Raw genomic sequence first — 22,432 nt, forward strand, 5'->3', positions numbered from 1 at the left:
GTGGGCGCACCCGAAGGGACGGGGGTGCCACGCCTGCGATGGCGGACGAACTCGCCGAACGCCGGCGCCGACGCGCACTCGGCCAGGCACCCGAAGCGGCACCCGAGCATCCCGTCGACCAGCACCCCATTGACCAGCGCCTCATCGAAAACAGTGGCGTGTTCGTGGTCCAGGAACACCGCGCTTCGCAGCTGCACTGGGATTTCCGCCTCGAACGCGGTGGGGTGCTCACGTCGTGGACCGTCCCGCGCGGCCTGCCCCGCTCTCCCGGCCGCGGTCGGCTCGCCATTCGCATCGACGACCAGCCCGTGGCCTACGCGGACTTCGAAGGCGAGATCCCGGCGGGCGAGTACGGTGCCGGGACGGTCGAGGTGTGGGACCGCGGCCGCTACGAAACCGTGCACTGGCACGAGCACCGCATCGAGTTCGTGCTCCACGGCGAACGCCTGCGGGGCCGCTACGAGCTCGACCGCGGCAGCACCGAGGCCGGAGAGGCGGACGGCTGGCGGCTGCGTCGTCTCGACCCCGCCGAGCCCGGCCACGAGGACACGCCGCGGTTCCTCGCGCCGATGCCCGCCCGGCCGGGACGCATGCCCTCCACCGCCGAGGACGGCGACTGGGCGTACGAGTTCGCGTGGCCGGGCCGTCGCACGCTCGTGCGCGCGGGCGGCGCGCGCGTGGCGGCCGTCGACCAGACCGGCGTCGACGTGACCGCGCGCTACCCGGAGCTGCGTGGTCTCGCCGCGCAGCTCGGATCCACGGAAGCGTTGCTGGACGGGCAGATCGTGGTGTTCGCCGCGGGCAGGCCGGACCCGGAAGGGCTGCGCCGCCGCGCGGAAGCGGACCCCGGAACGGCGCGCCGGCTCGTGGACCGGCATCCCGCGTTCTTCTTCGTCTCCGACGTGCTGCACCTCGACGGCCGCTCGCGGCTGGCCCTGCCGTATCTCGAACGCCGCGCGCTGCTCGACGACTTGGGCCTCGCCGGCGACCACTGGCAGGTGCCGCCGACCCACCTCGGCGACGGCGGCGCCGTCGCACGGGCGAGCCGCGACCACGGTCTGCCCGGCCTTGTCGCGAAGCGCCGGAGCAGCCCGTACCGGCCGGGCCGGGCGAACACGGACTGGCTGTTCGTGGAGTCCCCGGACGTGCGCCGGGTGCTCATCGCGGGCTGGCGTCCCGGCGGCGGCCGGCGAGCCGGGACGTTCGGGTCACTGCTGCTGGCCGTGCCCGACGGCGCGGGCCTGCGCTACGCGGGCAGCGTCGGAGTCGGCTTCTCCGAGGAGGAACTCGGCTCGCTCGCCGCGGTGCTCGCGCAGCTGGAACAACCGCGGCCGCCGTTGGCCGACGTGCCGGACCACCCCGATGCGCGCTGGGTACGGCCCGTGCTCGCCGCGGAGGTCCTGCACGGGCCGAAGTCCGCGCCGCGCTGGCGCGGGCTGCTCAGCGAGCCCGGGTAGCCGGGCGGCGCAGGCACAGCGCGATACCGGCCAGCAGCACGACGGCACCGGCGACGATGTTGCCCGTCAACGCTCCCACCGACGGCGCGGTTTCGTCCCCGTAGCGCAGGATTAGCGGCGACACCGCGGCCCAGACGCCGAGCACCGGCAGGACCCACGTGAGGGCCTGCGGGCGCGTGGTGCGCGCTCGCACGGCGGCGAGCACGATGATCGCCAGACCGGCCACCGTGTTGCTGATCGCGAGCTCCGCCGCGCCGCCGAACCGCGCCAGCCACGGGCCGATGATCAAGTACAGACCGGCCAGCACGGCCAGCCCCGCGGCGCCGCCGACCAGTGCGCCGACGGCACCGTTCGTGCCGGTGCGTTCGGTCGTGGTGGACATCCCGGATCACCTCGCCGTAGTCGGGTTCCCTTGATCGGGTTCACGGGTGGAGTACCCACGATCGGCGTGGCTCGCACGGGCCCGGGGTGATCTCCACCCGTTCGGCGGCCGGTCAGGCGCGGGCGGCCGCGCAGGCGTCCACGAGCCGCGGCCGCACGTCGAGGGCCTGGGCGGCGCCCGTGACGTCGAAGACCCGCAGCACGAGGCGTCCGGTCGCGACCACGGACAACGCGGGGCGCGTGCGGCTCGTCTCCTCCAGCACGCGCAGGCCGGCGCAGCTGAGGAACCCGACGCGCGAGAGGTCGACCACGAGCTTGTCCCCCACTACGCACGCCGCGGCCAGCACCGTCCGGAAGTCGCCGACCGAGGCGGCGTCGATCTCGCCCGCGGCGGTGACGAGCACGAGGTCGTCGTCGCGGACGGTGGTCAGGAGGGTGAGACCGGAATCCCCTCGGCGCTGGGGCATTGGCCTGACGGTACGCGCTCCCCCGGCCCGGTCAACCCCCGCGCGGCGCGCAGGTGGGGGACCTCACGAGTCACCCGGAGTGACCGTAACGGTGCGGAACGGTCATCGGTGCTGCTGGGGCCGGGCCGGAGACTGCCCATCGCCCTCAGTGGTGGGCAGTCCCCGGCCGGCCGCGCGGCCGGTGCGAACGGAGGGTCCGATCAGCCGCCGGCGGTGTAGTAGGTGATGTCCCAGTGATTGCCCTCGTCGCAGTAGAGGTTGCTGGAGGGGGCCTGCCACTGCGGGTAGCCGTCGCCGCGCAGGCCGATGTAGGAGAAGTTGTTCTTGACGTAGCCGTCGATGCAGCTGTTGTGCGAGATGTCCACCTTGTAGCCGTTGTAGTGGCTGTAGGTGCCCGAGGCGTGGCCGACCTCGGTGCCGCCGGTGATGTTGATCGCGCAGCCGCTGGCGCGCTTGAGCGTGATCACGCCACTGACAGTGGTCTGGTTGATCTGCTCGAACGACGTGCAGGTGGAGTTCGACCGCGTGGTGCACCCGCCGCTCGACGAGTGCGTGACACCCGCCGCCGACAGCTGCGACGCCGCCTGGGACTGCGTCAGCTTGGTGACGGTGGGTGCGGCCGAAGCCGTGGCCGTACCGAGCACCGTCATGGCCGCCGCGGCAGCCAGTCCGACGGCCGCCTTGGGCAGCATCGGAGGAACGCGCATGACTTGCCTCCTCGTGGGGACTTACGACGAGGGGGAGCCTTGTGCGCGGCTCCATACGAACGCCAAACGCGCTCGCGCCGGGGGTGTCGCGGCGCGCGTCAGATCCTGATCTTCGCCAAGACTTCACGAGCCCGGTCGCCGGCGGGTGAATCACTCGAAGCAGCGTTGAGCTCCCGCAACGCGCGCAGCTCCCACAGCGGGAAGCCGAGGTCGCGGAAGACGTCCGCGGCACCGGCGAGAGCTTTGGGTGCTTCGCCCGCGCCGGCCTGCAGTTTGCCGAGGCTCAGCAGCGTGTAACCCGTACCGCGACGGTCGTGCAGGTCGCGGAACACGGCCATGGCGCGGCGCAGGTGCTGCTGCGCGCCGGCCGGGTCCGCCGCGCGCAGGCGGGTCTCGGCGAGGCTGCGGTGGGTGTAGGCGGCCGCGTGCCGGTGGCCGATCTGCTCGAACAGGTCGAGCGAGCGCGTGAGGCAACGCTCGCCCTCGGCGACCTCGCCGGCGTCGGTGTGGAGGTCACCGAGGCTGCGCAGCACGTGGGCTTCCCAGTGGCGCTCACGCGTGCGGACGGCGCCGCCGAGCGCGCCCGTCAGCAGGTCGGCGGCGCGGTCAGTGCGGCCGTGGCGGCGGAGCACGTCGGCGTAGCGCTTGGCGACCTGGTCGTGCCAGCGGCCGGCGCAGTCGCCGGCGAGCAGCAGGGCGGCTTCGAAGCTCTCGACGGCGCGGCGGAGGTCGCCGAGGTCTTCCGACAGGCCGCCGAACTGGGCGGCCGCGATGGCCTGGCCCCGGACGTCGCCGCACGCGCGCAGGAGCTCCAGGGCTTCGCGCAGCTCTTCGACGGCGAGCTCGGCCTGGCCCGCGTCGGCGTCGAGGTCGGCCAGCGCGACCAGGGCGGCGCCGCGGCCGCGCGGGTCGCCGAGGGTCTTGAAGCGGGTGCCGGCCATGGCGAAGTAAGTGCGGGCCTGGCGCGATCGGCCGAGTTGCCAGTGGACGGACGCGAGGGTGAACAGCTTGCCCGCCTCGGCCGGGCGGTCGCCGAGGCGGCGCGCCGCGGCGAGGCCGACGACCGAGACCGCCCTCGCGGAGCGGCCGAGCCACGGCGTGCCGGCCAGGGCCGCGCACGCGTCGGAGAGACGGGCGGCCAGGGCGTGCCAGTGGTGGCGGCCGGCGAGCCGGGCGGCCGTGGCGACGAGTTCGGTTTCCCGGCGTCGCCAAGCATCGGGGTCGGCGGTCGCGGTGCGGACGGCTCCGGCATCCGACTGGGCGAACGGGGGTCCGGCCGGGATGAAACCCTTGTCCAGGACGGAAAGCACGCGTTCGGCCAGGGCGAGGGTGGCTTCGAGGGCGCGCTTCAGCGCGGCCTGATCGAGTTCGCCGGGCAGCCGCGCGAGGCCGAGGCGGACGAAGCGGGGGACGGCGTGGCGGCCGTGGTCGTCGGCGGCCAGGAGGTGGGTGTCGGCGAGGGCTTCGAGGCGGTCGCGGGCTTCGGCGGGGCGGACGGCGAGGAGCGCGGCGGCGCACCAGTCGGGCACGGGGCGGCGGAACAAGCCCAGCAGGCGCAGGAGATCGCGGTCTTCCGCGGAGCATTCGCGCAGCGCCGGAAGGATCGCCGCGCGGACGCTGACGTCGCCGGCGGCGAGCTCGTCGAGGGCGCGGCGGTCGTCGCCGAGGCGGGCGGCCAGGTCCGTGATCCGGAGGTGGGGCCGGGTGGCGAGCCGCAGCCCGGCGATGCGCAGGGCGAGGGGAAGCCCGGCGCAGCGAGCGACCACTTCGTCGGCGGCGGCGGGCTCGGCCGCGATCCGGGCTTCGCCGGCGACGGCGGTGAGCAGCGCTGCCGAGTCCGCAGTGGACAGATCACCGACGGGAACCGGCCTGGCTGCCACCAATCCTGGCAACGGCCACCGCGCCGTCACGAGGACGCCGCAGGCGGAGCCGCTCGGCAACAGGGGGCGGACCCGGGCTTCGGTACGCGCGTTTTCGAGCAGGACCAGCAGCCGCAGGTCGACGGTGTGGCTGCGCCAAGCGGCCACCAGCGCCGTGAGATCGCCGGTGAGCTCGGCCGTGGCGGCGCCGAGGGCGCGCAGGAAGGCAATGAGGACGTCACGGGGTTCGGTGGCGGCAAGGTCGGCCACGAGCTGCCCGTCGGGGAAGCGGCGTCGCGCCCGCCACGCGGCCTGCACCGCGAGCGCGCTCTTGCCCGCCCCGGCGGCGCCGTGGACCACGACCGGCGCGGGCGCGCGCAGGTGACGCGCGACGGCGGCCAGTTCCGTTGCGCGGCCCGTGAAGTCGGGCACGGGCGCGGGCAGCTGCGCGGGCGGGCCTCCGGCCGTCCACTCGGCGCCGGCGATGCGGCGGTACAGCGCGTCGAGTTCCGGCCCCGGCACCACGCCGGCCTCGTCCCACAGCGCGCGGCGCGTGCGGCGCAGCACGTCGAGCGCGGCGTCGCGGCGGCCCAGCCCCTCCAGCGCCCCGGCGAGGCGACCGGCGAGCCGTTCGTCGGCGGGCCGCGCGGCCACGACGGCGGCGAGCCGGTGCACCACGGCCTGCCCGTCGCCCTCGGCGAGCTGCAGCTCCACCAGCTGCAGCAGGACCGTCCGCCGGCGGTCCTCCAGCCACACCTCGTGCGCCTCGACGAGCGGTCCCGTCGCGACGTCGCAGAACGCCCCGCCCCGCCAGCACGCGAGCGCGCGGGTCAGCAGCTCTTGCTTCGCCTGGGTGTCCTCCGCCGCCAACCCGGCCGACGCGAGCGCGACGAACTCCGCGGCGTCGAGCTCCCCTTCGGCCACCCTGAGGACGTACCCCCGCGGCCCCGACTTGAGCCGCTGGCCTGGGTCATCCGCGGCCAACCCGGGCGACACTGCCTTGCGCAGCTTCGACACCGTCACCTGCACGATCGCCGCCGCACTCGGCGGCGCCCCCTCGGGCCACAGCTCGTCGACGATCGTCGCCCGCCCGACCACCTCGTTGGGCCGCGCGAGCAACAACGCGAGCAACCGCCGCGGCTGCGCCGCCGACGGCAGCGCGACGGTCGCCGCCAGCGGACCGAGGACCTGGAACCGCACCGCAAGCTCCCCACGGCCGCACGTCACCTGATCGAGCGACCCGAAAGTACCTGCGCCACCCTCCGCTCCCGACTGTTCGGGCGGCCCTCACCCGGATGGCCCACCCCGTTGGAAGGGTGCACGGTCCCTTCACGCCGGCCCGCGTCTGCACCCCGCCGGGCAGGTGGCCCGTGCGGCGCGCTCGGCCTGAAAAACTGGGCGCGAACAGTCCCGCCGCGCTCGACCTTCGCTCGACGAGCGGTCGGTTCACCGAACGCAACGCAGCGCCCACCCGACCATGCGCGGCGCGGGGCTAGTGGTCCCGCCGCGTCTACTCCTCGCGCGGCCGCGGCACCGCCGTGTCGAGCCGACGCCGTCAGCGCGCGCCACCCGCCAACACAATGCGGCGCGAGCGGTCCGTTCGCGCCGGCCTCCCCGCTCGGGCCCGAGCGAGCAGGTTCGCCCTCAAATCCGGCCGGTCGGCCAGGACGTCGTCGCCCAGGGCGTGCTGCAGCAAGAGCTGCAGGGCGCCGTGTGAGCGCTCGACCATTGCTCAGCACCGCACCGTCACCGAACGCACCGCAGCGCCCGCCCGACCATGCGCGGCCCGGCGCGAACAGTCCCGCCGTGGACCGGGGCACCGCCCACTCGAGCGGTGAAGCCCGGCGCGACCGGTCCGTTCGCGCCGGCGTCCCGGCTCAGGCGTGAGCGAGCAGCTTCGCCTTCAGATCCGGGCGGTCGGCCAGGACGTTGTCGCCCAGGGTGTGTTCCAGCAACGGCTTCAGAGCACCATGCGGGGCGTTTGACCAGTCGAGCGGACCCAGCGGCGGCTCCGGGTCGTATTCGATGCCGAACTGGATGGTGCGGGCGACTTCGGGGCCGGCGAGGCGGTCGACGAGGTGCAGGGCCAGGTCGATGCCCGCCGAGACGCCCGCGGCGGTGATCACGGGGTCGGCGTCGACCCAGCGGCGGGCGACCGGGGTGGCGCCGAAGGCGCGCAGCAGGTCGCGGAACATCCAATGGGTGGTGGCCTCGCGGCCGTCGAGGAGGCCGGCCTCGCCGAGGAGCAGGGCGCCCGTGCAGACGGACGTCATCAGCTCGGCCGTGCGCGCGGTCGTGGCCAGGTAGTCGATCAGCGGCCGGTTCGCGAGCGCCTCCAGGGTCGGCGCGGAGCCGCCCGGGACGAGGACGCCGTAGGGCTCGCGGATGTCGGCGAAGGTGTGGCTGGGCGCGATCCGCAGGGGCGTGTCGGTGCCGATCGGGTCGAGGGTCTCGCCCACGACCACCACGCGGAAGTCCTGATCCGCCATGGCGAACGCGCTCAGCACCTGGAGCGGGCCCACGAGGTCGAGCACTGTGAGGCCGGGGTAGAGGACAAAGGCGAACGTCTTCTCGGTCATGCGTCCCACCGTGCCCCCGCGGGCGGGCGGACGGGAGGGCGATGTCCGTAATCCTGCGAACCATGTCGATCGGCCTGCTGACCTGCTAAAGTTTGATCATGCCGGGGCCAGAACGGCAGGTCGTGATCGTCGGGTATCCCGACGCCGAACTGCTGGACATCGCGTGCGTCTCCGACGCGCTCGACGCCGCCAACCGGCTCGGCGCGCGCCCGGGCTACGCCCTGCGGCTGGCCACTGTGGACGGACACCCGTTCCACTGCCAGTCCGGCATCACGCTGACGCCCCACGTGCGGCTCGACCAGGTTTCGGGGCCCCTGCACACGATCGTCGTCTCCGGCGGCCTCGGCCACCGCGCGGCGGCGGGCGACGAGCGCCTGCTCGAACACGTCCGCCGCCTCTCCCGCGACAGCACGCGCACGGCGTCGGTCTGCACCGGCTCCACCGTGCTCGCCGCGGCCGGCCTGCTGAGCGGCCGCCGCGCGACCACGCACTGGGCGTACGCGGCGCAGCTCGCCGCGAAGTACCCGTCGGTGACCGTGGACCCGGTGCCGCTGTTCATCCGCCACGGCGACGTCTACACCTCCGCCGGCGTCACCAGCGGGCTGGATCTCGCGCTGGCGTTCGTCGAGGAGGACCACGGCCCGACGCTCGCCCGCGAAGCCGCCCGCGCCCTCGTGACCTACCTCCAGCGGCCCGGCAACCAGGCTCAGGTGAGCATGTTCCTGTCCGGCCCGCCACCCGAGCACCGGCAGGTGCGCGACCTCACCGCGTTCGTCGCCGAACACCTGGGCGAAGACCTCGGCACGCCGGTGCTGGCCCGGCAGGCGGGCATCAGCACCCGCCAGCTCACGCGCCTGTTCGACGCGCACCTGGGCACCACGCCCGGCAAGTACGTGCGCACCGTCCGCGCCGAGCACGCCGCCCGCCTCCTCGCGGGCACTGACCTGCCCTTGGCCGCCATCGCCCGCCGCTGCGGCTTCGGCTCCACCGAGACGCTTCGCCAGGCCTTCCTCGACCACTTCGACACCCCGCCGTCCGCCTACCGCCGCGTGCACCTGCGCCAGGCCCTCGGCTGAGCGAAACGCCGGATACGACCGGGTCGTCCCCACCCGGTACGGGCGACGGCCACCGCCGGAGTGCAGGATGTGCGCCGTGGCACCGCCCGATTACCCCGACGACGCCGACGACACCGCCGACACCGGCCCCATCCGCCGCGTCGCCGGCGACCCCTCCGCGCCCCCAGCCCGGTCCCGCCGATCCCACACGGGCGACGAGCCGGCCTGGCCCGGAGCCGAAGAGCCGGTGCGCCGAGCCGCGCCCCGTTCCGGCGACAACCCCGCCGCCCGCCGCACGGGCGAAACCGCGCTGCCACCACGCCGCGCCGGCGACACTCCGGCCGGCCGCCGCAACGGAGACACGCCACCCCCGGCAAGTGCCCGCACCGCGGACACCCCGCGGGCCGACCGAACCGGGAAAGCTCCGCTGCCGTCGCACCACGCCGACGGAACCCCGGCGTCCGCCGGCCGCCACACGGGCGAAACCCCGCTCCCCCCACGCCGTCGCGGCGAGACTCCACCGCCGACCGGCCGCCGTGGCGGCCAAACATCGCGCCGCACCGGCGAAACTCCGCTGCCGCCCTCCCGCCGCACCCAGGGGCAAGCGCGCCGAGACGGCGAAATCTCGCGCACCACAAGTGAACCCTCCTCACCGGATGCCGACGGCGCCTGGCCGACCGCCGGCCGTCGCACCGGCGACACGCCACCCCCCACCGGCCGCCGCCCCCGCACCGCCGTGAGCCCGGACGAAGCGCCGGAACCCCCCGACGCCGCCGAACCCGCCGCGCGCAAGGGCCTCCGCGCCGCCCTCGCCGCGCAAGCGGACGGCCACGGTCATGGGCACGGCCACAGCCACGGCCCCGCCGCCCCCGCCTCCACCCGCGTCCGCAAGCTCCTCATCTGGCTGCTCGTCCCGCTCGCCCTCGCGACGGTCGTCGGCATGGTCGTGCTGTACCCGTGGGGCAAAGCGTCGCCGACGAGTGTGGTGCCGCAGGGCACGCCGGTGCAGGCGTCGATCACGGCAACCACCACGGGGCCGTGCCTCGCGAACGGCCAGGTGCAAGTCGGCGCCGACACCGACCCCGACCAGAAGCCGTGCCAGACCGTCGACCTGACGATGACCGACGGCCCGGGCAACGGGAAACCCCTGCGCCTCATCGTGCCGATCGAGCCGAGCACGCCTCGTTTCTCCACCGGCGACAACGTGGTCCTCGCCTACAACGGCGGCAACGCCACCGACCCGTCGTCGTTCCAGCTCGTCGACTTCCAGCGCGGCACGCCGCTCGTGCTGCTGGCCGCGCTGTTCGCCCTCGCCGTGCTCGTGCTCGGCCGCTGGCAGGGGCTCGCAGCGCTCGTCGCGCTGGTGCTGAGCTTCGTGGTGATCGTGCTGTTCGTGCTCCCCTCGATCCTCGCCGGCGAGAACCCGCTGGTGGTCGCGATCGCGGGCGCCGGCGCGATCATGTTCGTGGCGCTGTACCTGACCCACGGGCTGTCGGCGAGAACGTCGGTGGCGGTGCTCGGCACGCTCGTCAGCCTCGCGCTGATCGGCGTCCTGTCGGCGATTTTCTCCGTCGGCGCCTCGCTCACCGGCCTCGACGACAGCACGTCCACGCTCATCGGCTCACTCGGCCACGGCATCGACGCGCGCGGCCTGTTGCTCGCCGGCATCGTGATCGGCGCGCTCGGTGTCCTCGACGACGTGACGGTGACGCAGACCAGCGCCGTCTGGGAGCTGCGGCGCGCGAACCCGTCGCTGGGCTGGCGGGAGCTCTACCGCTCGGGTCTGCGCATCGGACGAGACCACGTCGGCTCGGCCGTGAACACCCTCGTGATGGCCTACGCCGGCGCCGCGCTGCCGGTGCTGCTGTACTCGTCGATCTCCGGCGTCGGGCTCGGCGCGCTGCTCGGCAGCGAGGACATCGCGTCGGAGATCATCCGCACGCTCGCGGGGTCCGTGGGCATCGTCGCGGCGGTCCCGGTGACGACGATCCTGGCGGCGCTGATCGCGGCGCGCGAGCCCGTCGACCACCTCGTGAGCACCACGAATACCCCTTAGTCACACCAGTAACACGAGCGAACCCCGGCCGGAACCGGACCCGATGGCTGCGGTACGAAGTCCGCGACCGAGGCGAGTACATCCGTACCCGAGGAGGGGTCGTGTTCTCAGCCGTACTGGCGGGACCGCGGGTCACCGTGCACCTGGTCCGGCGGTTGTTCGCGGCGCTGCTGGAGGCGGCCGAGGCCGTCCCGCGGATCGCGAGCGCGCTCGACGACGTGCGGGCGACGCTGCGCCACCTCGAGCGCCTGCTCGCCTACGTCGCCGAGGAGCTGCCGGACCTCGCCGACCAGGTGGAGCAGATCCGCGCCCGCGTCGACAGCACGGAGGAAACGTCGAAGTGCAGCGTCCCTCCAGCGGTCACTCCAGCGTCGCGACGAAGCGGCTGACGGCCTCCATCGGGAACCGCTGGATGTAACGCCCGGCCGGGGCCGCCGACGCGAGCCGGTACAGCGGCCGCTCGGCCACGGCGTCGCCACGCGCCTCCGACCGCAGCTCCGCCACCAGCAGCTCGGAGAACACCAGCCCGTTGGCCTCGGTGTTGTTCAGCAGCGCGTCGGCGACCCGGCGCAGCTGCAGCGCGCCCAGCTCACGCCCGCCTGTACCGGCGAACACGGCGAGGTCGACCTTCACGGTCTTGCGCCGCTTGCCCGCGTTCACGAGCAGGCTCACCGTGCGGGTGCCGCGCACGTCGCCGATCACGATGTCGAGCCGCTCCGCCTCGACGAGCCCGATGCGCCGGATGCCCCACGTACGCACGACCAGCGTCGTGCCTTCGAGCCAGACCCGGCGGCGCAGCGTGTAGAGAACGATGTACAGCAAGGGAAGCGCCACGACCACCGCGACGATCAGCCCCGCCAGCTGCCCGCCGATCAGCCCGGCGATGCCACCGAACGCCGCGGCCACGATCACCGCGCCGATGAAGCCGGACCACGCGCGCCGGCGGGTGAGCTTCACATCCTCGGCGAACAGCGGCAGCCGTTCCGGTGCGCCCTTGACGCCGTCCTGCTCGGTCATGCCCGTCACGCCTCCGCCGCCGTGAGCGCGGGGTTGGTCGCGCGTTCGCGCCCGATGGTCGTGGCGGGCCCGTGGCCCGGCAGCACCACGGTGTCGTCGGGCAGGGTCAGCAGCTTCGTCCGCAACGATCTCTCCAGTTCGGCGCCGGAGTCGTCGGAGCGCCCGATCGACCCGGCGAACAGCGTGTCCCCCGTGAGCACCAGCCTGCCACCTTCGCTCGCCCGCACGGCGAAAGCCACCGAACCCGGCGTGTGGCCGGGCATGGCCACGACCTCGAGCGCCAGACCCGCCACTTCGAGCGGGCCTTCGGCCAGCGGCACCGACGGTCCCGCGAACCACTCGCGGTCGGCCGGGTGCAAGTGCAGCGGGAGGTCGTGGCCGGCGGCGCCGGCGACGTGGTCGGGGTGACCGTGGGTGGCGAGCAGCGCGACCGGTGTGAGCCCGTGCTCGGCCAGCGCGGCCGCGAGCGGCTCTGCGGCCTCCTGCGCGGGGTCCACGACCACGCACTCGCCGCCGGGCGCCGGGGCAAGCAGATAGCAGTTCGCGCGCAGCGGCCCTGCGGCGAACCCGACGACGAGCACCAAACCCCTCCTGTCCCGGCGTTGGCGAAGCGGCGCTGATCACGATCGGATCGAGACTAGCGGCCCCGGTACAGAGTCCTCACAGGCTGTGCCCATACACTGCCGCTACCTCAGACGTGTGACATCGAGCCTGAACTGGAGGGCGGGTGGCGACCAACCAGCAGCGCCGTGAAGCCGCTAAGCGGAAACTCGAGCGGCAGATCGAGCGCCGGCGGGACCGGGCCAAGCGACGCAAGATCGTGGGCGCTGGAGTGGTCGGCGGTGTCGTCCTCATCGTGGCCGGGGTAGTCGTGTGGGTCGTGAACAGCGGCGGTGGCGACGACACGACGGCGGCCGCCAGCCCGCCGCCGTCGAGCTCGGCCCCGCCGGTGCCGACCGTCGGCCAGATCCCGACGCAGCGCACCGCGCTGCCGACGCGGCCGAAGGCCCTGCCGAACCCGACCACGTGCGCGTACCCGGCCGACACGCAGAGCGCGCCGCCGCCGAAGAAGACCACGGCGCCGGACGGCAAGAACGTGTCGTCGCAGGGCAAGGTCGACATCACGATGAAGACCACCGTCGGCGACATCCCGATCACGCTCGACCGCGCGCTGGCGCCGTGCACCGTCGAAGCGTTCGTGAGCCTGGCGAAGCAGGGCTTCTACACCGACACGATCTGCCACCGCCTCGGCGTCACCGACCTGCAGATGCTGCAGTGCGGCGACCCGAACGCCAAGGGCGACGTGAACGCGGACGGCACCGGCGGCCCCGGCTTCACCATCCCGGACGAGTTCATCGACGGCGAGAAGTACGGCCGCGGCATCCTCGCCATGGCCAACACGGGCCAGCCCAACTCGGGCGGTAGCCAGTTCTTCATGGTCTACGGCACCGCCGAGCTGCCCCCGAACTACACCATCTTCGGCAGCATCTCCGACGACGGCCTCAAGGTCCTCGACGCGATCGCCAAGACGGGCATCGGCACCGTCGGCCAGGACGGCGCGACCGGTGAGCCGAAGCAGCAGGTCAAGTTCACGGCCGTGAACGTCGCGGCCTGAGTGTCTTTCCCGTTCGAGCTGAACGGCGCTGAACCCGGCGCCGTTCAGCTCGCTCGCGTTCTGGGCGGCTACGGCCACTTCACCGCGATGCAGGTGCGCGACGGCCGGGTCCGCGGCCTCGACCTGCACCTCACGCGGCTGGCCACGAGCACCTCGCTGCTGTTCGGCGGCGAACTCGACCTCTCCCTCGTCCGCGGCTACGTCCGCAAGCTCGTTGCCGGGCAAGGCGCGCTGTCCGTGCGCGTGCTCATCGCGTCCCGCTCCAGCGAAGAAGCTCCCGTCATGGAGCCCGAAATCCTCGTGCGCACCGGTCCCCCGCACGAGCACGTCGCCGACCCGATCCGGCTGAGGTCGGTGCGATACCAGCGCGACTTGCCCGAGGTGAAGCACACCGGCACGTTCGGGCTTGTCCACCACTCGCGCCAGGCCGTGCTCGCGGGCTACGACGACGCGGTGTTCATCGACCACAGTGGACACCTCAGCGAAGCGTCCATTTGGAACCTCGGGTTCCTCGAGGGCGACACCGTGGTGTGGCCGGAAGCCGCGGTGCTGCCGGGCATCACCTACCTGCTGCTGAAGGAACGGCTCGGCGCCGCCGGGGTCGCGCAGGTGACCCGCCCGGTCCATCCCCGCGAGCTCCCCGGCTTCGACGCCGTCTTCCTCACCAACTCCGAGACCGTCGGCCGGCCCGTCGCGTCCGTCGACGGTGTGGCGCTGCGCAACGACCCCGCCGCCGCGCGGCTGCTCGCCGCGGCGTACGAAAGCGTGCCCTGGGAAGAGATCTGAGCGCCCCTCAGCGGTGCGTGAACTTCGGCGGCCGGCGGTTCAGGAAGGCGTCGACGCCCTCCGCGTAGTCTTCGCCGTGCAGTGCGGCGAGGCGGATGGCGTCCACTTCGTCGTCGGGCGTTTGCCGGCCCGCGACGATCTTCTCGATGATGCGGTTCATGCCGCGGATCGAGGTCTGCGAGCGGGAGCAGAGGGTGTCCACGAAGGCCGCGGTGGCCGCGAGGAGGCCTTCGGCGGCGTGGAGGTCGTTGACGAGGCCGATCTCGCGGGCGCGCACGGCGTCGATGAGCTCGCCGGACAGCAGGAGGTACCTGGCGTTCGCGGGGCCGACGAGGGAGACCAGCAGGCGCGTCGAGTCGAAGTGGAAGACGATGCCCAGCTTGGCGGGCGTGATGCCGAAGCGCGCGTCTTCCGAGGCGAAGCGGAAGTCGCACGCCACCGACAGCTGGCAGCCGCCGCCGATGCAGTTGCCCTGGATCATGGCGACGGACGGTTTGCGCATCGAGGTCAGGGCGGCCACGGCGCCGTCGACGGCCTTGTCGTAGGTGGCCGCGCCGTCGGCGGTGGAACGCAGGTCGCGGAACTCGCTGATGTCGGCGCCGGCCGAGAAGTGCTTGCCCGCACCCGTGAGCACGAGGACCTTGAGCGCCGGGTCGGCCTCGACCTCGGCCACGACGTCCGGGATCGCCGACCACATGCCGTAGGTGATGGCGTTCATCTTCTCCGGCCGGGCGAACGTCAGCCGCGCGACTTCGCCGTCGCGCGTGAACTCGAATCCGTCGGTCATGCCAGCACCCTAGCGGGATCGCCCTGCGCGAAACCCGCGTCTGTGACCAGCTCCCCGCGCTAGCGTGGCACCCATGGGGATGATCGAGGTCGACGGCGTGCGGTTCGGCTACGACGAGGCCGGCGAGGGCCCGCCCGTGGTGCTAGTGCACGCCGGGCTCGCCGACCGGCGCATGTGGGACCACCAGTTCGCGGCCCTGGCCGAACACCACCGCGTGATCCGCTACGACCGCCGCGGCCACGGCGACTCGCAGGCGGCCGAAGGCACCGTCTCCCACCACCGCGACCTGCTCGCGCTCATGTCCGCGCTCGGCATCGACCGCGCCGCGCTCGCCGGCTCCTCGATGGGCGGCGCCTACGCCCTCGACACCGCACTCGCCGCGCCCGAGCGCGTCACGAGCATCGCCCTGATCGGCGCCGGTCTGTCCGGGCACGACTGGCCCGAGCCCATGGCGTCGGACAGCCGCGAAGCCATGCTCGCCGCGGTGCCGCTCGAGAAGCTCAAGCGCTACCTCGACCACACCGCCGACCACATCGACGAGGCAGACGTCCGAGCCATCGCCGACGCCAACGTCCGCTATCTCGTCGTCGGTCCACATCGGACACAATCGGACGTCGCCCAAGATTTCTACGCCCGCGCCCTCGAAATGTGCGAGGGCGTCTACCGCCGCGAGTGGACCGATCCGAAGTGGACGGAGGACGTCCCCGACAGCCGTCACCGTCTCGGCGAGATCACCGCACCCACGCTGGTGGTCATCGGCCGAGAAGACGGCTCAGGCCTGCTGGAGCTGGCCGACAAGTTCGAGCAGGAGATCCCCGGCTCGACCCGGCTCGACCTGCCCGACACCGGCCACCTGCCCCCGATGGAGCGCCCCGCCGAAGTGACCGAAGCGCTCCGCTCGTGGTTCGAGGATCAGGAAGCCGACGTGACCCGGTAGACGTCGTACACACCCTCGACGCCCCGGACCACCTTCAGCACGTGACCGAGGTGCTTCGGGTCGCCCATCTCGAACGAGAACCGGCTCACGGCCACGCGGTCGCGCGTGGTCGTGACCGACGCCGAGAGGATGTTGACCTTCTCGTCGGCCAGCACCTTGGTGACGTCCGACAGCAGCCGGTGCCGGTCGAGCGCCTCGACCTGGATGGCCACCAGGAACACCGACGAGGACGACGGTGCCCACTCCACCTCGACCAGCCGCTCGGGCTGGGTGCGCAGGTCCTCGGCGTTGGTGCAGTCCGTGCGGTGCACGCTCACGCCACCGCCGCGCGTGACGAACCCGAGGATCTCGTCGCCCGGCACCGGGGTGCAACAACGGGCGAGCTTGGCCCACACGTCGCTGGCGCCCTTCACGATGACGCCGACGTCGTTGGACCCGCGCCGCCGCGAAACCGTGGACGGCGTGGCCCGCTCGGCGAGCTCCTCCTCCGCCTCGTCGACGCCGCCGATGAGCGCAACCAGCCGCTGCACCACGTGCTTCGCGCTGGTGTGGCCCTCCCCCACGGCCGCGTACAGCGAGGAGATGTCGCCGTGGCGCAGCTCCTTGGCGACCGAGCCCATGGACTCCGCCGAGACGAGCCGCTGAATGGGCAGCCCGACCTTGCGGATCTCCTTGGTGATCGCCTCCTTGCCCGCGTCGATCGCCTCGTCGCGGCGCTCCTTCGCGAACCACTGGCGGATCTTCGCGCGCGCCTTCGGCGACCCGGCGAACTGCAGCCAGTCGCGGCTCGGGCCGGCGTTCTCCGCCTTCGAGGTGAAGATCTCGACGTTCTCGCCGTTCTCCAGCTTGCGCTCGAGAGCCACGAGACGGCCGTTCACGCGGGCGCCGATGCAGCGGTGGCCCACCTCGGTGTGCACGGCGTAGGCGAAGTCGACCGGCGTCGAGTCCGCCGGCAGCGTGATCACGTCGCCCTTCGGCGTGAACACGAAGATCTCGCGCGCGGCCAGCTCGTAGCGCAGCGACTCGAGGAAGTCACCCGGGTCCGCGGCCTCGCGCTGCCAGTCGAGCAGCTGGCGCATCCACGCGATCTCGTCAACGTCCATCGAGTTCCCGCTGTGGGTGCCCTTGGTTTCCTTGTACCGCCAGTGCGCCGCGATGCCGTACTCGGCGGTCCGGTGCATCTCGTACGTGCGGATCTGCACCTCGAGCGGCTTGCCGTCCGGACCGATCACGGTGGTGTGCAGCGACTGGTACACGCCGAAGCGCGGCTGGGCGATGTAGTCCTTGAACCGCCCGGGCACCGGCTGCCACAGCGCGTGGACGACACCCATGGCGGCGTAGCAGTCGCGCACGTCCTCCACGAGGATTCGCACGCCCACCAGGTCGTGGATGTCGTCGAGGTCGCGCCCGCGCACGATCATCTTCTGGTGGATCGAGTAGTAGTGCTTCGGCCGGCCCTCGACCTTGGCGGTGATCCGCGACGACACGAGGTTGCCCGTGAGGTCGGCGATCACCTTGCGCAGGTACGTGTCGCGCGAGGGCGCGCGGTCGGCGACCAGGCGCACGATCTCGTCGTACTTCTTCGGCTGCAGGATCGCGAACGCGAGGTCTTCGAGCTCCCACTTGACCGTCGCCATGCCGAGGCGGTGGGCCAGCGGGGCGAGCACCTCCAGCGTCTCGCGGGCCTTGCGGGCCTGCTTCTCCGGCGGGAGGAAGCGCATGGTGCGCATGTTGTGCAGCCGGTCGGCCAGCTTGATGACCAGCACCCGCGGGTCCTTCGCCATGGCGATGACCATCTTGCGGATCGTCTCGGCCTCGGCCGACATGCCGAGCTTGACCTTGTCCAGCTTGGTGACGCCGTCGACGAGCTCGCCGACCTTGTCGCCGAAGTCGGCCTTCAGCTGGTCGAGCGAGAAGCCCGTGTCCTCCACGGTGTCGTGCAGCAGCGCCGCGACGAGTGTGGTGGTGTCCATGCCCAGCTCGGCGAGGATCGTGGCCACGGCGAGCGGGTGCGTGATGTACGGGTCGCCGGACTTGCGCCGCTGGTCGCGGTGCAGCTCCTCGGCGACGTCGTAGGCGCGCTGCAGCAGCGCGAGGTCGGCGTTGGGGTGCAGCTCGCGGTGGATGACGGCGAGCGGCTCGAGCACCTGCTTCACGGGCGCGGCCCGTTGGGCCGTGATCCGGCGAGCCAGACGGGCCCGCACCCGGCGGGTCGCCGACGGGTTGGGCGCGGCCCCGTTCGCCTTCGGCGGCGGCACCGACTGCGCACCACGCGCACCGGAGCCATCCTTCGCGGGCACCGGCTTGGCGGGCACCGCGGCGTCGAGCTCTTGGCTCACCCGCACCTCCTGCTGCTCGTGCGGCCTTCGAACCCCCAGGGTAGCCGCTCGGCCGCGTGGCCTCGCCGCCTACGTCCGATCGGCAGACGGCGCGCCGCCGAGCACCGGCGGAACCACACGTTGTTCAACGCCGCGCGAGCGTCCCGGCTTCCCGGCCGTTCGCGCTGGTGACGCGGGATCAGACGACCTGCAGCGCTTCGACCCGGCGACCCGCCAGCACGCCACGACCACCGAGCGCCGCGAGCTCCAGCACCACCGACACGCCGTCGACCACGGCGCCGGCGTCTTCGAGCAGCTTGGCCGTCGCGGCGACCGTGCCACCGGTGGCGAGGACGTCGTCAATCACCCCGACGCGCTGGCCGGGGTGCACGACGCCGGCCGGCAGCTCCACGCCGGCGGTGCCGTACTCGAGCGCGTAGTCGACCCGGCCGGCCACCGACGGCAGCTTGCCGGGCTTGCGGATGAGCACCACGCCGAGGCCGCGCGCGTACCCGACGGCCGCGGCGAGGAGGAACCCGCGAGCCTCGACGCCGGCCAGCAGCTCAACCCCGGGGCTGAGCTTGCCGGCCAGGGCGTCGACGACCGTGGCGAACCCGGGGCCGTCCGCGAAGAGCGGGCTCAGGTCGCGGAACAGCACGCCGGGCTCGGGAAAGTCCGGCACCTCGGCGATCAGGCCGAGGGCCTTCTCCAGCTCCATCCGGCTCAGCGCTTCCGCTTCGCCGACGACACGCCGCCACCGGTGCGGCGCGGCTTGTTCTGCGGGCGCGCCTTCGGGGTGCGCGCCGGAACGCCGGCCGCCGCGGCCATCGCCTTCTCCTTGCGGAGCTCGGCGGCCAGGGCGTCGTCGTCCGCCGCGTCGAAGTCCTCGCCCGCGGCCTCGCGAGCGGCGGCCTTGGCCCGGCGGGCCGCGACGCGCTGTGCCTGCTGCTGGTACTGCGGCTCACGCATCTTGAGGTCGACCAGCAGCGGCGTCGCGAGCGCGACCGACGACAGCACACCGACCAGCGTGCCCGTGAGCTGCACGAGCGCCAGGTCCTGCAGCGTGCCCGAGCCGAGCAGGATGTACCCGACGATGAGCAGGCCGAGGATCGGCAGCAGGGCGATGAACGCCGTGTTGAACGACCGCATCAGCGTCTGGTTCAGCGCCAGGTTCGCCGCTTCGGGGTACGTGCGGCGGGTGAGGCCGAGCAGGCCGCGCGTGTTCTCGCGGACCTTGTCGAACACCACCACCGTGTCGTACAGCGAGAACCCGAGGATGGTCAGCAGGCCGATCACCGTCGCCGGCGTGACCTCGAAGCCGACGAGCGAATACACGCCCGCCGTGACCACGATGTCGTGGATCAGCGAGATCAGCGCGGCCGCGGCCATCCGGGTGTCGAAGTAGATCGCCAGGAAGATCACCACGGCCACGAGGAAGACCGCGAGCGCGATCAGCGCCTGCCTCGAGATCTCGTCGCCCCACGACGCGCTCACCGCGCTGTCGCTGATGGCCTGCACGCTCGCCTGGTTGTCCGCCCCGATCGGCGCCCAGTCGGTGAACAGCTGCTGCTTCACCTTCGCGACCTGGTCGGCCGGCAGTGCCTCCGAGCGGATCTGGATGGTGGCCGCGTTGCCCGTGCCCACGCGCTGGGTCTCCGACGGCTGCTCGCCCAGCGCCTTGGTGAACGACTCGGCCGCCTGCGAAGTGCTGATGTCACCGCGCGCGCCGTGCGCGGGCAGCTGGATCTGCGTGCCGCCCTCGAACTCGATGCCGACGTTGAAGCCGCGGATGAACATCGAGCCGATGCAGACGAGCACCAGCGCCGCGAAGAAGATGTACCAGCGCTTGCGCTTGCCGATGATGTCGAACGCGCCCGTGCCGACGTAGAGCCGGTGGAAGACGCTTTCCTTCTTGCCGGACGGGGTGGCCTTGCCGGCGCCCGATTCGGCGTCCGTGCCCAGGTCTTCGACGCCCACGTCAGGCCTCCTTCACGTTCGTGCGGCCGACGGCGGGCCGAGACGCCCTGCGTTCCGAGGCCAGGCGCTGGACGGCACCGAGGCCGAGGTTGCGGGGGTTGGACAGGAACGTCGACTTCGACGTGGACACCATCGCCACCACAGGGTGCGTCACGAGGTAGACCACCACGAGGTCGAGCACCGTCGACATGCCGAGGGTGAACGCGAAGCCCTGCACGTCGCCGACCGCGATCACGTACAGGATCGCCGCGGCGAGGAAGCTCACCGCGTCGGACGCCAGGATCGTGCGCCGGGCGCGAGCCCAGCCGCGCGGCACCGCGGACCGGAACGTCCGCCCTTCCCGGATCTCGTCCTTGAGCCGTTCGAAGTAGATGACGAACGAGTCCGCCGTGATGCCGATGGCGATGATCAGGCCGGCGATGCCGGCGAGGTCGAGCGTGTACCCGATCCACCGGCCGAGCAGCACCAGCACCGCGTAGACCAGCAGGCCGGACAGCGCCAGCGACAGGATCGTCAGGATGCCGAGCAGGCGGTAGTAGATCAGGCAGTAGATGAAGACCACGATCAGGCCGATCGCGCCGGCGAGCAGGCCCGCCTGCAGCGACGCGGAACCGAGCGTCGCCGACACCGTGGTGGCGTCGGACGAGTCGAACGAGAGCGGCAGCGAGCCGTACTTCAGGACGTCGGCGAGGTTCTTCGCGGTCGCCTGCGTGAACTGCCCGGTGATCTGCGTGTTGCCGCCGAGGATGGCGCCCTGGATGGTCGGCGCGGACACGACCTGGGTGTCGAGCACGAACGCGGCCTGCTGGCCGACGTTGGCCGCGGTGAAGTCACCCCAGGTCTTGCTGCCGGTGCCGTTGAACGTCAGGTCGACGATCCACTGGCCGCGCTGCTGGTCGTAGCCCGAGTTCGCGCCGGAGATCTCGGTGCCGGGCAGGAACTGCGGGCCGAGCACGTACTTCGTCGCGTCCTGGTCACCACAGGCGACCAGCGGCTTGTCCGAGAGGTCGTTGCCCTCGAGCGGGTCGGCGACGTTCGGCGCGCAGGTGAGCGAGGCCAGCGCGGCCTGCTGCGCGGCCTGCGCCTTGGCCTGGTCGTCCGAGGCCAGGTCCGGGTTCTGCCGGATCGCCTGCGCCTGCTGAATCGGCGTCTGCGCCTGGCCACCGGCCGCCGGCGTGTTCGAAGCCGGCGGAGCCGACGGCGTGGTGCTCGGCGGCTGCTGGGCCGGGGCACCGGCCGCGCCACCGCCGCCGTTCGGCGTGCTCGACGGCGCGCCCGTGGCGGACGGCGGGGCCGAGGGCGCACCGGAGGACGGCGGCGTGGAGGGAGTGCCCGAAGCCGGCGGGGCAGCCGGGTTGCCCGAGGCGGGCGGCGCGGCCGGGGCGTTCGGCTGCGAGGTGATGACCTTGCGGAAGCCGAGCTTCGCGGTCTGGCCGAGGGACTTCGCCTGGTCACCCTGCGCGCCCGGGACCGTGATGACGACGTTGTTGCCGTCGAGCACGACCTCCGTGCCGGCGACACCGATGCCGTTCACGCGCTGTTCGATGATCTGGCGCGCCTGGTTCAGCGAGTCTCGCGTGGGCTGGCCGCCGTCCGGCGTCCGCGCGGTGAGCGTGACCCGGGTGCCGCCCTGCAGGTCGATGCCGAGCTTCGGCGTGGCCTTGCCGCTGCCGGTGAAGAACACCAGGGCGTAGAGCACGACCACGATCAGGGCGAAGAAGGCGAGATAGCGTCCCGGGCGGAGATGCCCGGCCGATGGTGCCACGGTGCTTCGGTCTCCTCGGACTGGGTGGACCCCAACTGGTTCGGTGAGCGAGCCGGGACGGTGCTCCCGGCACGCTGCTGGGCATGACTATGGCGGCGGACACGCACGCAGCACCGAGACAGTACTCGGTGCTGCGTGAGCCCTGCGTTCGCCCGTACCGACTTTCGTCGGCTACGCGCGTGTCACTGCCCGGGGAAGAAGCAGGTCACTTCTTGCCGTGCTCCAGCGGGGGCGCGATCTGCGCACCGGACTTCTCGCCCTCGTCCTCGATGGACTCCTGGGCCGGCGCCTCGGCGGTGGTCGAAGCGACGCCGCCGACGGTGTCGTCGGAGTCCGTCTCCACCTCGGTCTCGTCGTTCTCGACGGCCGGCTGCACCTTCTCGCGGACCGCGATTCGCAGCCACGTGGTGACGACGCCCGGGGCGATCTCGATGTCGATGGTGTCGTCGCCGGAAGCGTCGGCGACGGTGCCGTAGAGACCCGAGGTGGTCATCACGCGGTCGCCGGGGGCGATGCTCTTCTGCAGGTCCTGCTGGGCTGCCTGCTGCTTCTTCTGCTTGCGGGTACCGAGGACGAGCGGCACGGCCACCACGACCAGCAGCAGCAACGGCAGCAGTAAGTTGTTCATGACTCTCCATTCGACGGACGTCACGTCGTCGGTGCTTACGT

General features: G+C 72.6%; 20 protein-coding genes. 7 read left to right on the plus strand and 13 right to left on the minus strand.

Features of this window, described 5'->3' with window-relative positions; translation table 11 throughout:
• Positions 1–38 precede the first annotated feature (38 nt).
• Entirely contained in the window at positions 39–1,457 is a 1,419-nt protein-coding gene (locus K1T34_RS47325; protein WP_220241335.1) for a DNA polymerase ligase N-terminal domain-containing protein, read from the plus strand.
• Here K1T34_RS47325 and K1T34_RS47330 read toward each other — a convergent pair.
• From K1T34_RS47330 to K1T34_RS47350, 5 genes are all read right to left on the minus strand, one after another.
• Positions 1,441–1,839: an SPW repeat protein gene (locus K1T34_RS47330; RefSeq protein WP_220241336.1), complete on the minus strand. Its 399-nt coding sequence runs from the start codon at positions 1,837–1,839 to the stop codon at positions 1,441–1,443. The two genes, K1T34_RS47325 and K1T34_RS47330, sit on opposite strands and share 17 nt — an antisense overlap.
• A 112-nt stretch (positions 1,840–1,951) precedes the next feature.
• Complete coding sequence (locus K1T34_RS47335) at positions 1,952–2,305, minus strand: STAS domain-containing protein (RefSeq protein ID WP_220241337.1); 354 nt, start codon at positions 2,303–2,305, stop codon at positions 1,952–1,954.
• Positions 2,306–2,505: 200 nt separating this feature from the next.
• Positions 2,506–3,012: a hypothetical protein gene (locus tag K1T34_RS47340; RefSeq protein ID WP_255638073.1), complete on the minus strand. Its 507-nt coding sequence runs from the start codon at positions 3,010–3,012 to the stop codon at positions 2,506–2,508.
• A 98-nt stretch (positions 3,013–3,110) separates the two neighbouring features.
• On the minus strand, positions 3,111–6,071 hold the full coding sequence (locus K1T34_RS47345) for a BTAD domain-containing putative transcriptional regulator (RefSeq protein ID WP_220241338.1): 2,961 nt from the start codon (positions 6,069–6,071) through the stop codon (positions 3,111–3,113).
• A 677-nt stretch (positions 6,072–6,748) separates the two neighbouring features.
• Positions 6,749–7,450, minus strand: coding sequence for a DJ-1/PfpI family protein (locus K1T34_RS47350; protein ID WP_220241339.1), 702 nt, complete (start codon positions 7,448–7,450; stop codon positions 6,749–6,751).
• Between the two features lie 98 nt (positions 7,451–7,548).
• Here K1T34_RS47350 and K1T34_RS47355 point away from each other — a divergent pair, with 98 nt between their 5' ends.
• The 3 genes from K1T34_RS47355 to K1T34_RS47365 all read left to right on the plus strand — a co-directional run bounded on the left by K1T34_RS47355 (position 7,549) and on the right by K1T34_RS47365 (position 10,950).
• On the plus strand, positions 7,549–8,526 hold the full coding sequence (locus tag K1T34_RS47355) for a GlxA family transcriptional regulator (RefSeq protein ID WP_220241340.1): 978 nt from the start codon (positions 7,549–7,551) through the stop codon (positions 8,524–8,526).
• Positions 8,527–9,241: 715 nt separating this feature from the next.
• Positions 9,242–10,561 (plus strand): YibE/F family protein, encoded by a 1,320-nt coding sequence (locus K1T34_RS47360; RefSeq protein ID WP_370643860.1) that lies wholly within the window; start codon positions 9,242–9,244, stop codon positions 10,559–10,561.
• Between the two features lie 101 nt (positions 10,562–10,662).
• Positions 10,663–10,950, plus strand: coding sequence for a hypothetical protein (locus K1T34_RS47365; RefSeq protein WP_255638074.1), 288 nt, complete (start codon positions 10,663–10,665; stop codon positions 10,948–10,950).
• Here the strand turns inward: K1T34_RS47365 and K1T34_RS47370 are convergent.
• Complete coding sequence (locus K1T34_RS47370) at positions 10,922–11,578, minus strand: hypothetical protein (RefSeq protein ID WP_220241341.1); 657 nt, start codon at positions 11,576–11,578, stop codon at positions 10,922–10,924. The two genes, K1T34_RS47365 and K1T34_RS47370, sit on opposite strands and share 29 nt — an antisense overlap.
• A 5-nt stretch (positions 11,579–11,583) precedes the next feature.
• Entirely contained in the window at positions 11,584–12,159 is a 576-nt protein-coding gene (locus tag K1T34_RS47375; protein ID WP_220241342.1) for an MBL fold metallo-hydrolase, read from the minus strand.
• A gap of 146 nt (positions 12,160–12,305) precedes the next feature.
• On the opposite strand from K1T34_RS47375, the gene K1T34_RS47380 reads away from it, so the two are divergent.
• Both K1T34_RS47380 and K1T34_RS47385 read left to right on the plus strand, forming a co-directional pair.
• Complete coding sequence (locus tag K1T34_RS47380; protein WP_220241343.1) at positions 12,306–13,193, plus strand: peptidylprolyl isomerase; 888 nt, start codon at positions 12,306–12,308, stop codon at positions 13,191–13,193.
• Positions 13,194–13,979 carry an aminotransferase class IV gene (locus tag K1T34_RS47385; protein WP_220241344.1) on the plus strand — a complete coding sequence of 262 codons (786 nt, stop codon included), beginning with the start codon at positions 13,194–13,196 and terminating at the stop codon, positions 13,977–13,979.
• Positions 13,980–13,986: 7 nt separating this feature from the next.
• Here the strand turns inward: K1T34_RS47385 and K1T34_RS47390 are convergent, their stop codons facing one another.
• Positions 13,987–14,766 (minus strand): enoyl-CoA hydratase/isomerase family protein, encoded by a 780-nt coding sequence (locus K1T34_RS47390; protein WP_220241345.1) that lies wholly within the window; start codon positions 14,764–14,766, stop codon positions 13,987–13,989.
• Between the two features lie 73 nt (positions 14,767–14,839).
• Between K1T34_RS47390 and K1T34_RS47395 the strand changes: the two genes are divergently transcribed.
• A complete protein-coding gene (locus tag K1T34_RS47395) occupies positions 14,840–15,703 on the plus strand; it encodes an alpha/beta fold hydrolase (RefSeq protein WP_220241346.1) in 864 nt (287 codons plus the stop codon).
• Here K1T34_RS47395 and K1T34_RS47400 read toward each other — a convergent pair.
• The 5 genes from K1T34_RS47400 to yajC all read right to left on the minus strand — a co-directional run bounded on the left by K1T34_RS47400 (position 15,679) and on the right by yajC (position 22,391).
• Positions 15,679–18,042 (minus strand): bifunctional (p)ppGpp synthetase/guanosine-3',5'-bis(diphosphate) 3'-pyrophosphohydrolase, encoded by a 2,364-nt coding sequence (locus K1T34_RS47400; RefSeq protein WP_220241347.1) that lies wholly within the window; start codon positions 18,040–18,042, stop codon positions 15,679–15,681. The genes K1T34_RS47395 and K1T34_RS47400 overlap by 25 nt on opposite strands.
• A gap of 178 nt (positions 18,043–18,220) precedes the next feature.
• Complete coding sequence (locus K1T34_RS47405) at positions 18,221–18,739, minus strand: adenine phosphoribosyltransferase (RefSeq protein WP_220241348.1); 519 nt, start codon at positions 18,737–18,739, stop codon at positions 18,221–18,223.
• A gap of 5 nt (positions 18,740–18,744) precedes the next feature.
• Positions 18,745–19,998: a protein translocase subunit SecF gene (gene secF, locus K1T34_RS47410; protein ID WP_220241349.1), complete on the minus strand. Its 1,254-nt coding sequence runs from the start codon at positions 19,996–19,998 to the stop codon at positions 18,745–18,747.
• 1 nt (position 19,999) lies between these two features.
• A complete protein-coding gene (secD, locus tag K1T34_RS47415; protein ID WP_220241350.1) occupies positions 20,000–21,763 on the minus strand; it encodes a protein translocase subunit SecD in 1,764 nt (587 codons plus the stop codon).
• Between the two features lie 205 nt (positions 21,764–21,968).
• Entirely contained in the window at positions 21,969–22,391 is a 423-nt protein-coding gene (gene yajC / locus K1T34_RS47420) for a preprotein translocase subunit YajC (protein WP_220241351.1), read from the minus strand.
• Between the last annotated feature and the right edge of the window lie 41 nt (positions 22,392–22,432).

The organism is Amycolatopsis sp. DSM 110486, from assembly GCF_019468465.1.
In the GTDB taxonomy this organism is placed as follows: Bacteria; Actinomycetota; Actinomycetes; order Mycobacteriales; family Pseudonocardiaceae; genus Amycolatopsis.

What these genes read in the sequence shown, in the direction of transcription:
- K1T34_RS47355 (WP_220241340.1), top strand. Translation starts at nt 7,549, where the DNA reads ATGCCGGGGCCAGAACGGCAGGTCGTGATCGTCGGGTATCCCGACGCC.
- K1T34_RS47330 (WP_220241336.1), bottom strand. Translation starts at nt 1,839, where the DNA reads ATGTCCACCACGACCGAACGCACCGGCACGAACGGTGCCGTCGGCGCA.
- K1T34_RS47390 (WP_220241345.1), bottom strand. Translation starts at nt 14,766, where the DNA reads ATGACCGACGGATTCGAGTTCACGCGCGACGGCGAAGTCGCGCGGCTG.
- K1T34_RS47370 (WP_220241341.1), bottom strand. Translation starts at nt 11,578, where the DNA reads ATGACCGAGCAGGACGGCGTCAAGGGCGCACCGGAACGGCTGCCGCTG.
- K1T34_RS47335 (WP_220241337.1), bottom strand. Translation starts at nt 2,305, where the DNA reads ATGCCCCAGCGCCGAGGGGATTCCGGTCTCACCCTCCTGACCACCGTC.
- K1T34_RS47325 (WP_220241335.1), top strand. Translation starts at nt 39, where the DNA reads ATGGCGGACGAACTCGCCGAACGCCGGCGCCGACGCGCACTCGGCCAG.
- K1T34_RS47395 (WP_220241346.1), top strand. Translation starts at nt 14,840, where the DNA reads ATGGGGATGATCGAGGTCGACGGCGTGCGGTTCGGCTACGACGAGGCC.
- K1T34_RS47350 (WP_220241339.1), bottom strand. Translation starts at nt 7,450, where the DNA reads ATGACCGAGAAGACGTTCGCCTTTGTCCTCTACCCCGGCCTCACAGTG.
- K1T34_RS47405 (WP_220241348.1), bottom strand. Translation starts at nt 18,739, where the DNA reads ATGGAGCTGGAGAAGGCCCTCGGCCTGATCGCCGAGGTGCCGGACTTT.
- yajC (WP_220241351.1), bottom strand. Translation starts at nt 22,391, where the DNA reads ATGAACAACTTACTGCTGCCGTTGCTGCTGCTGGTCGTGGTGGCCGTG.
- K1T34_RS47340 (WP_255638073.1), bottom strand. Translation starts at nt 3,012, where the DNA reads ATGCGCGTTCCTCCGATGCTGCCCAAGGCGGCCGTCGGACTGGCTGCC.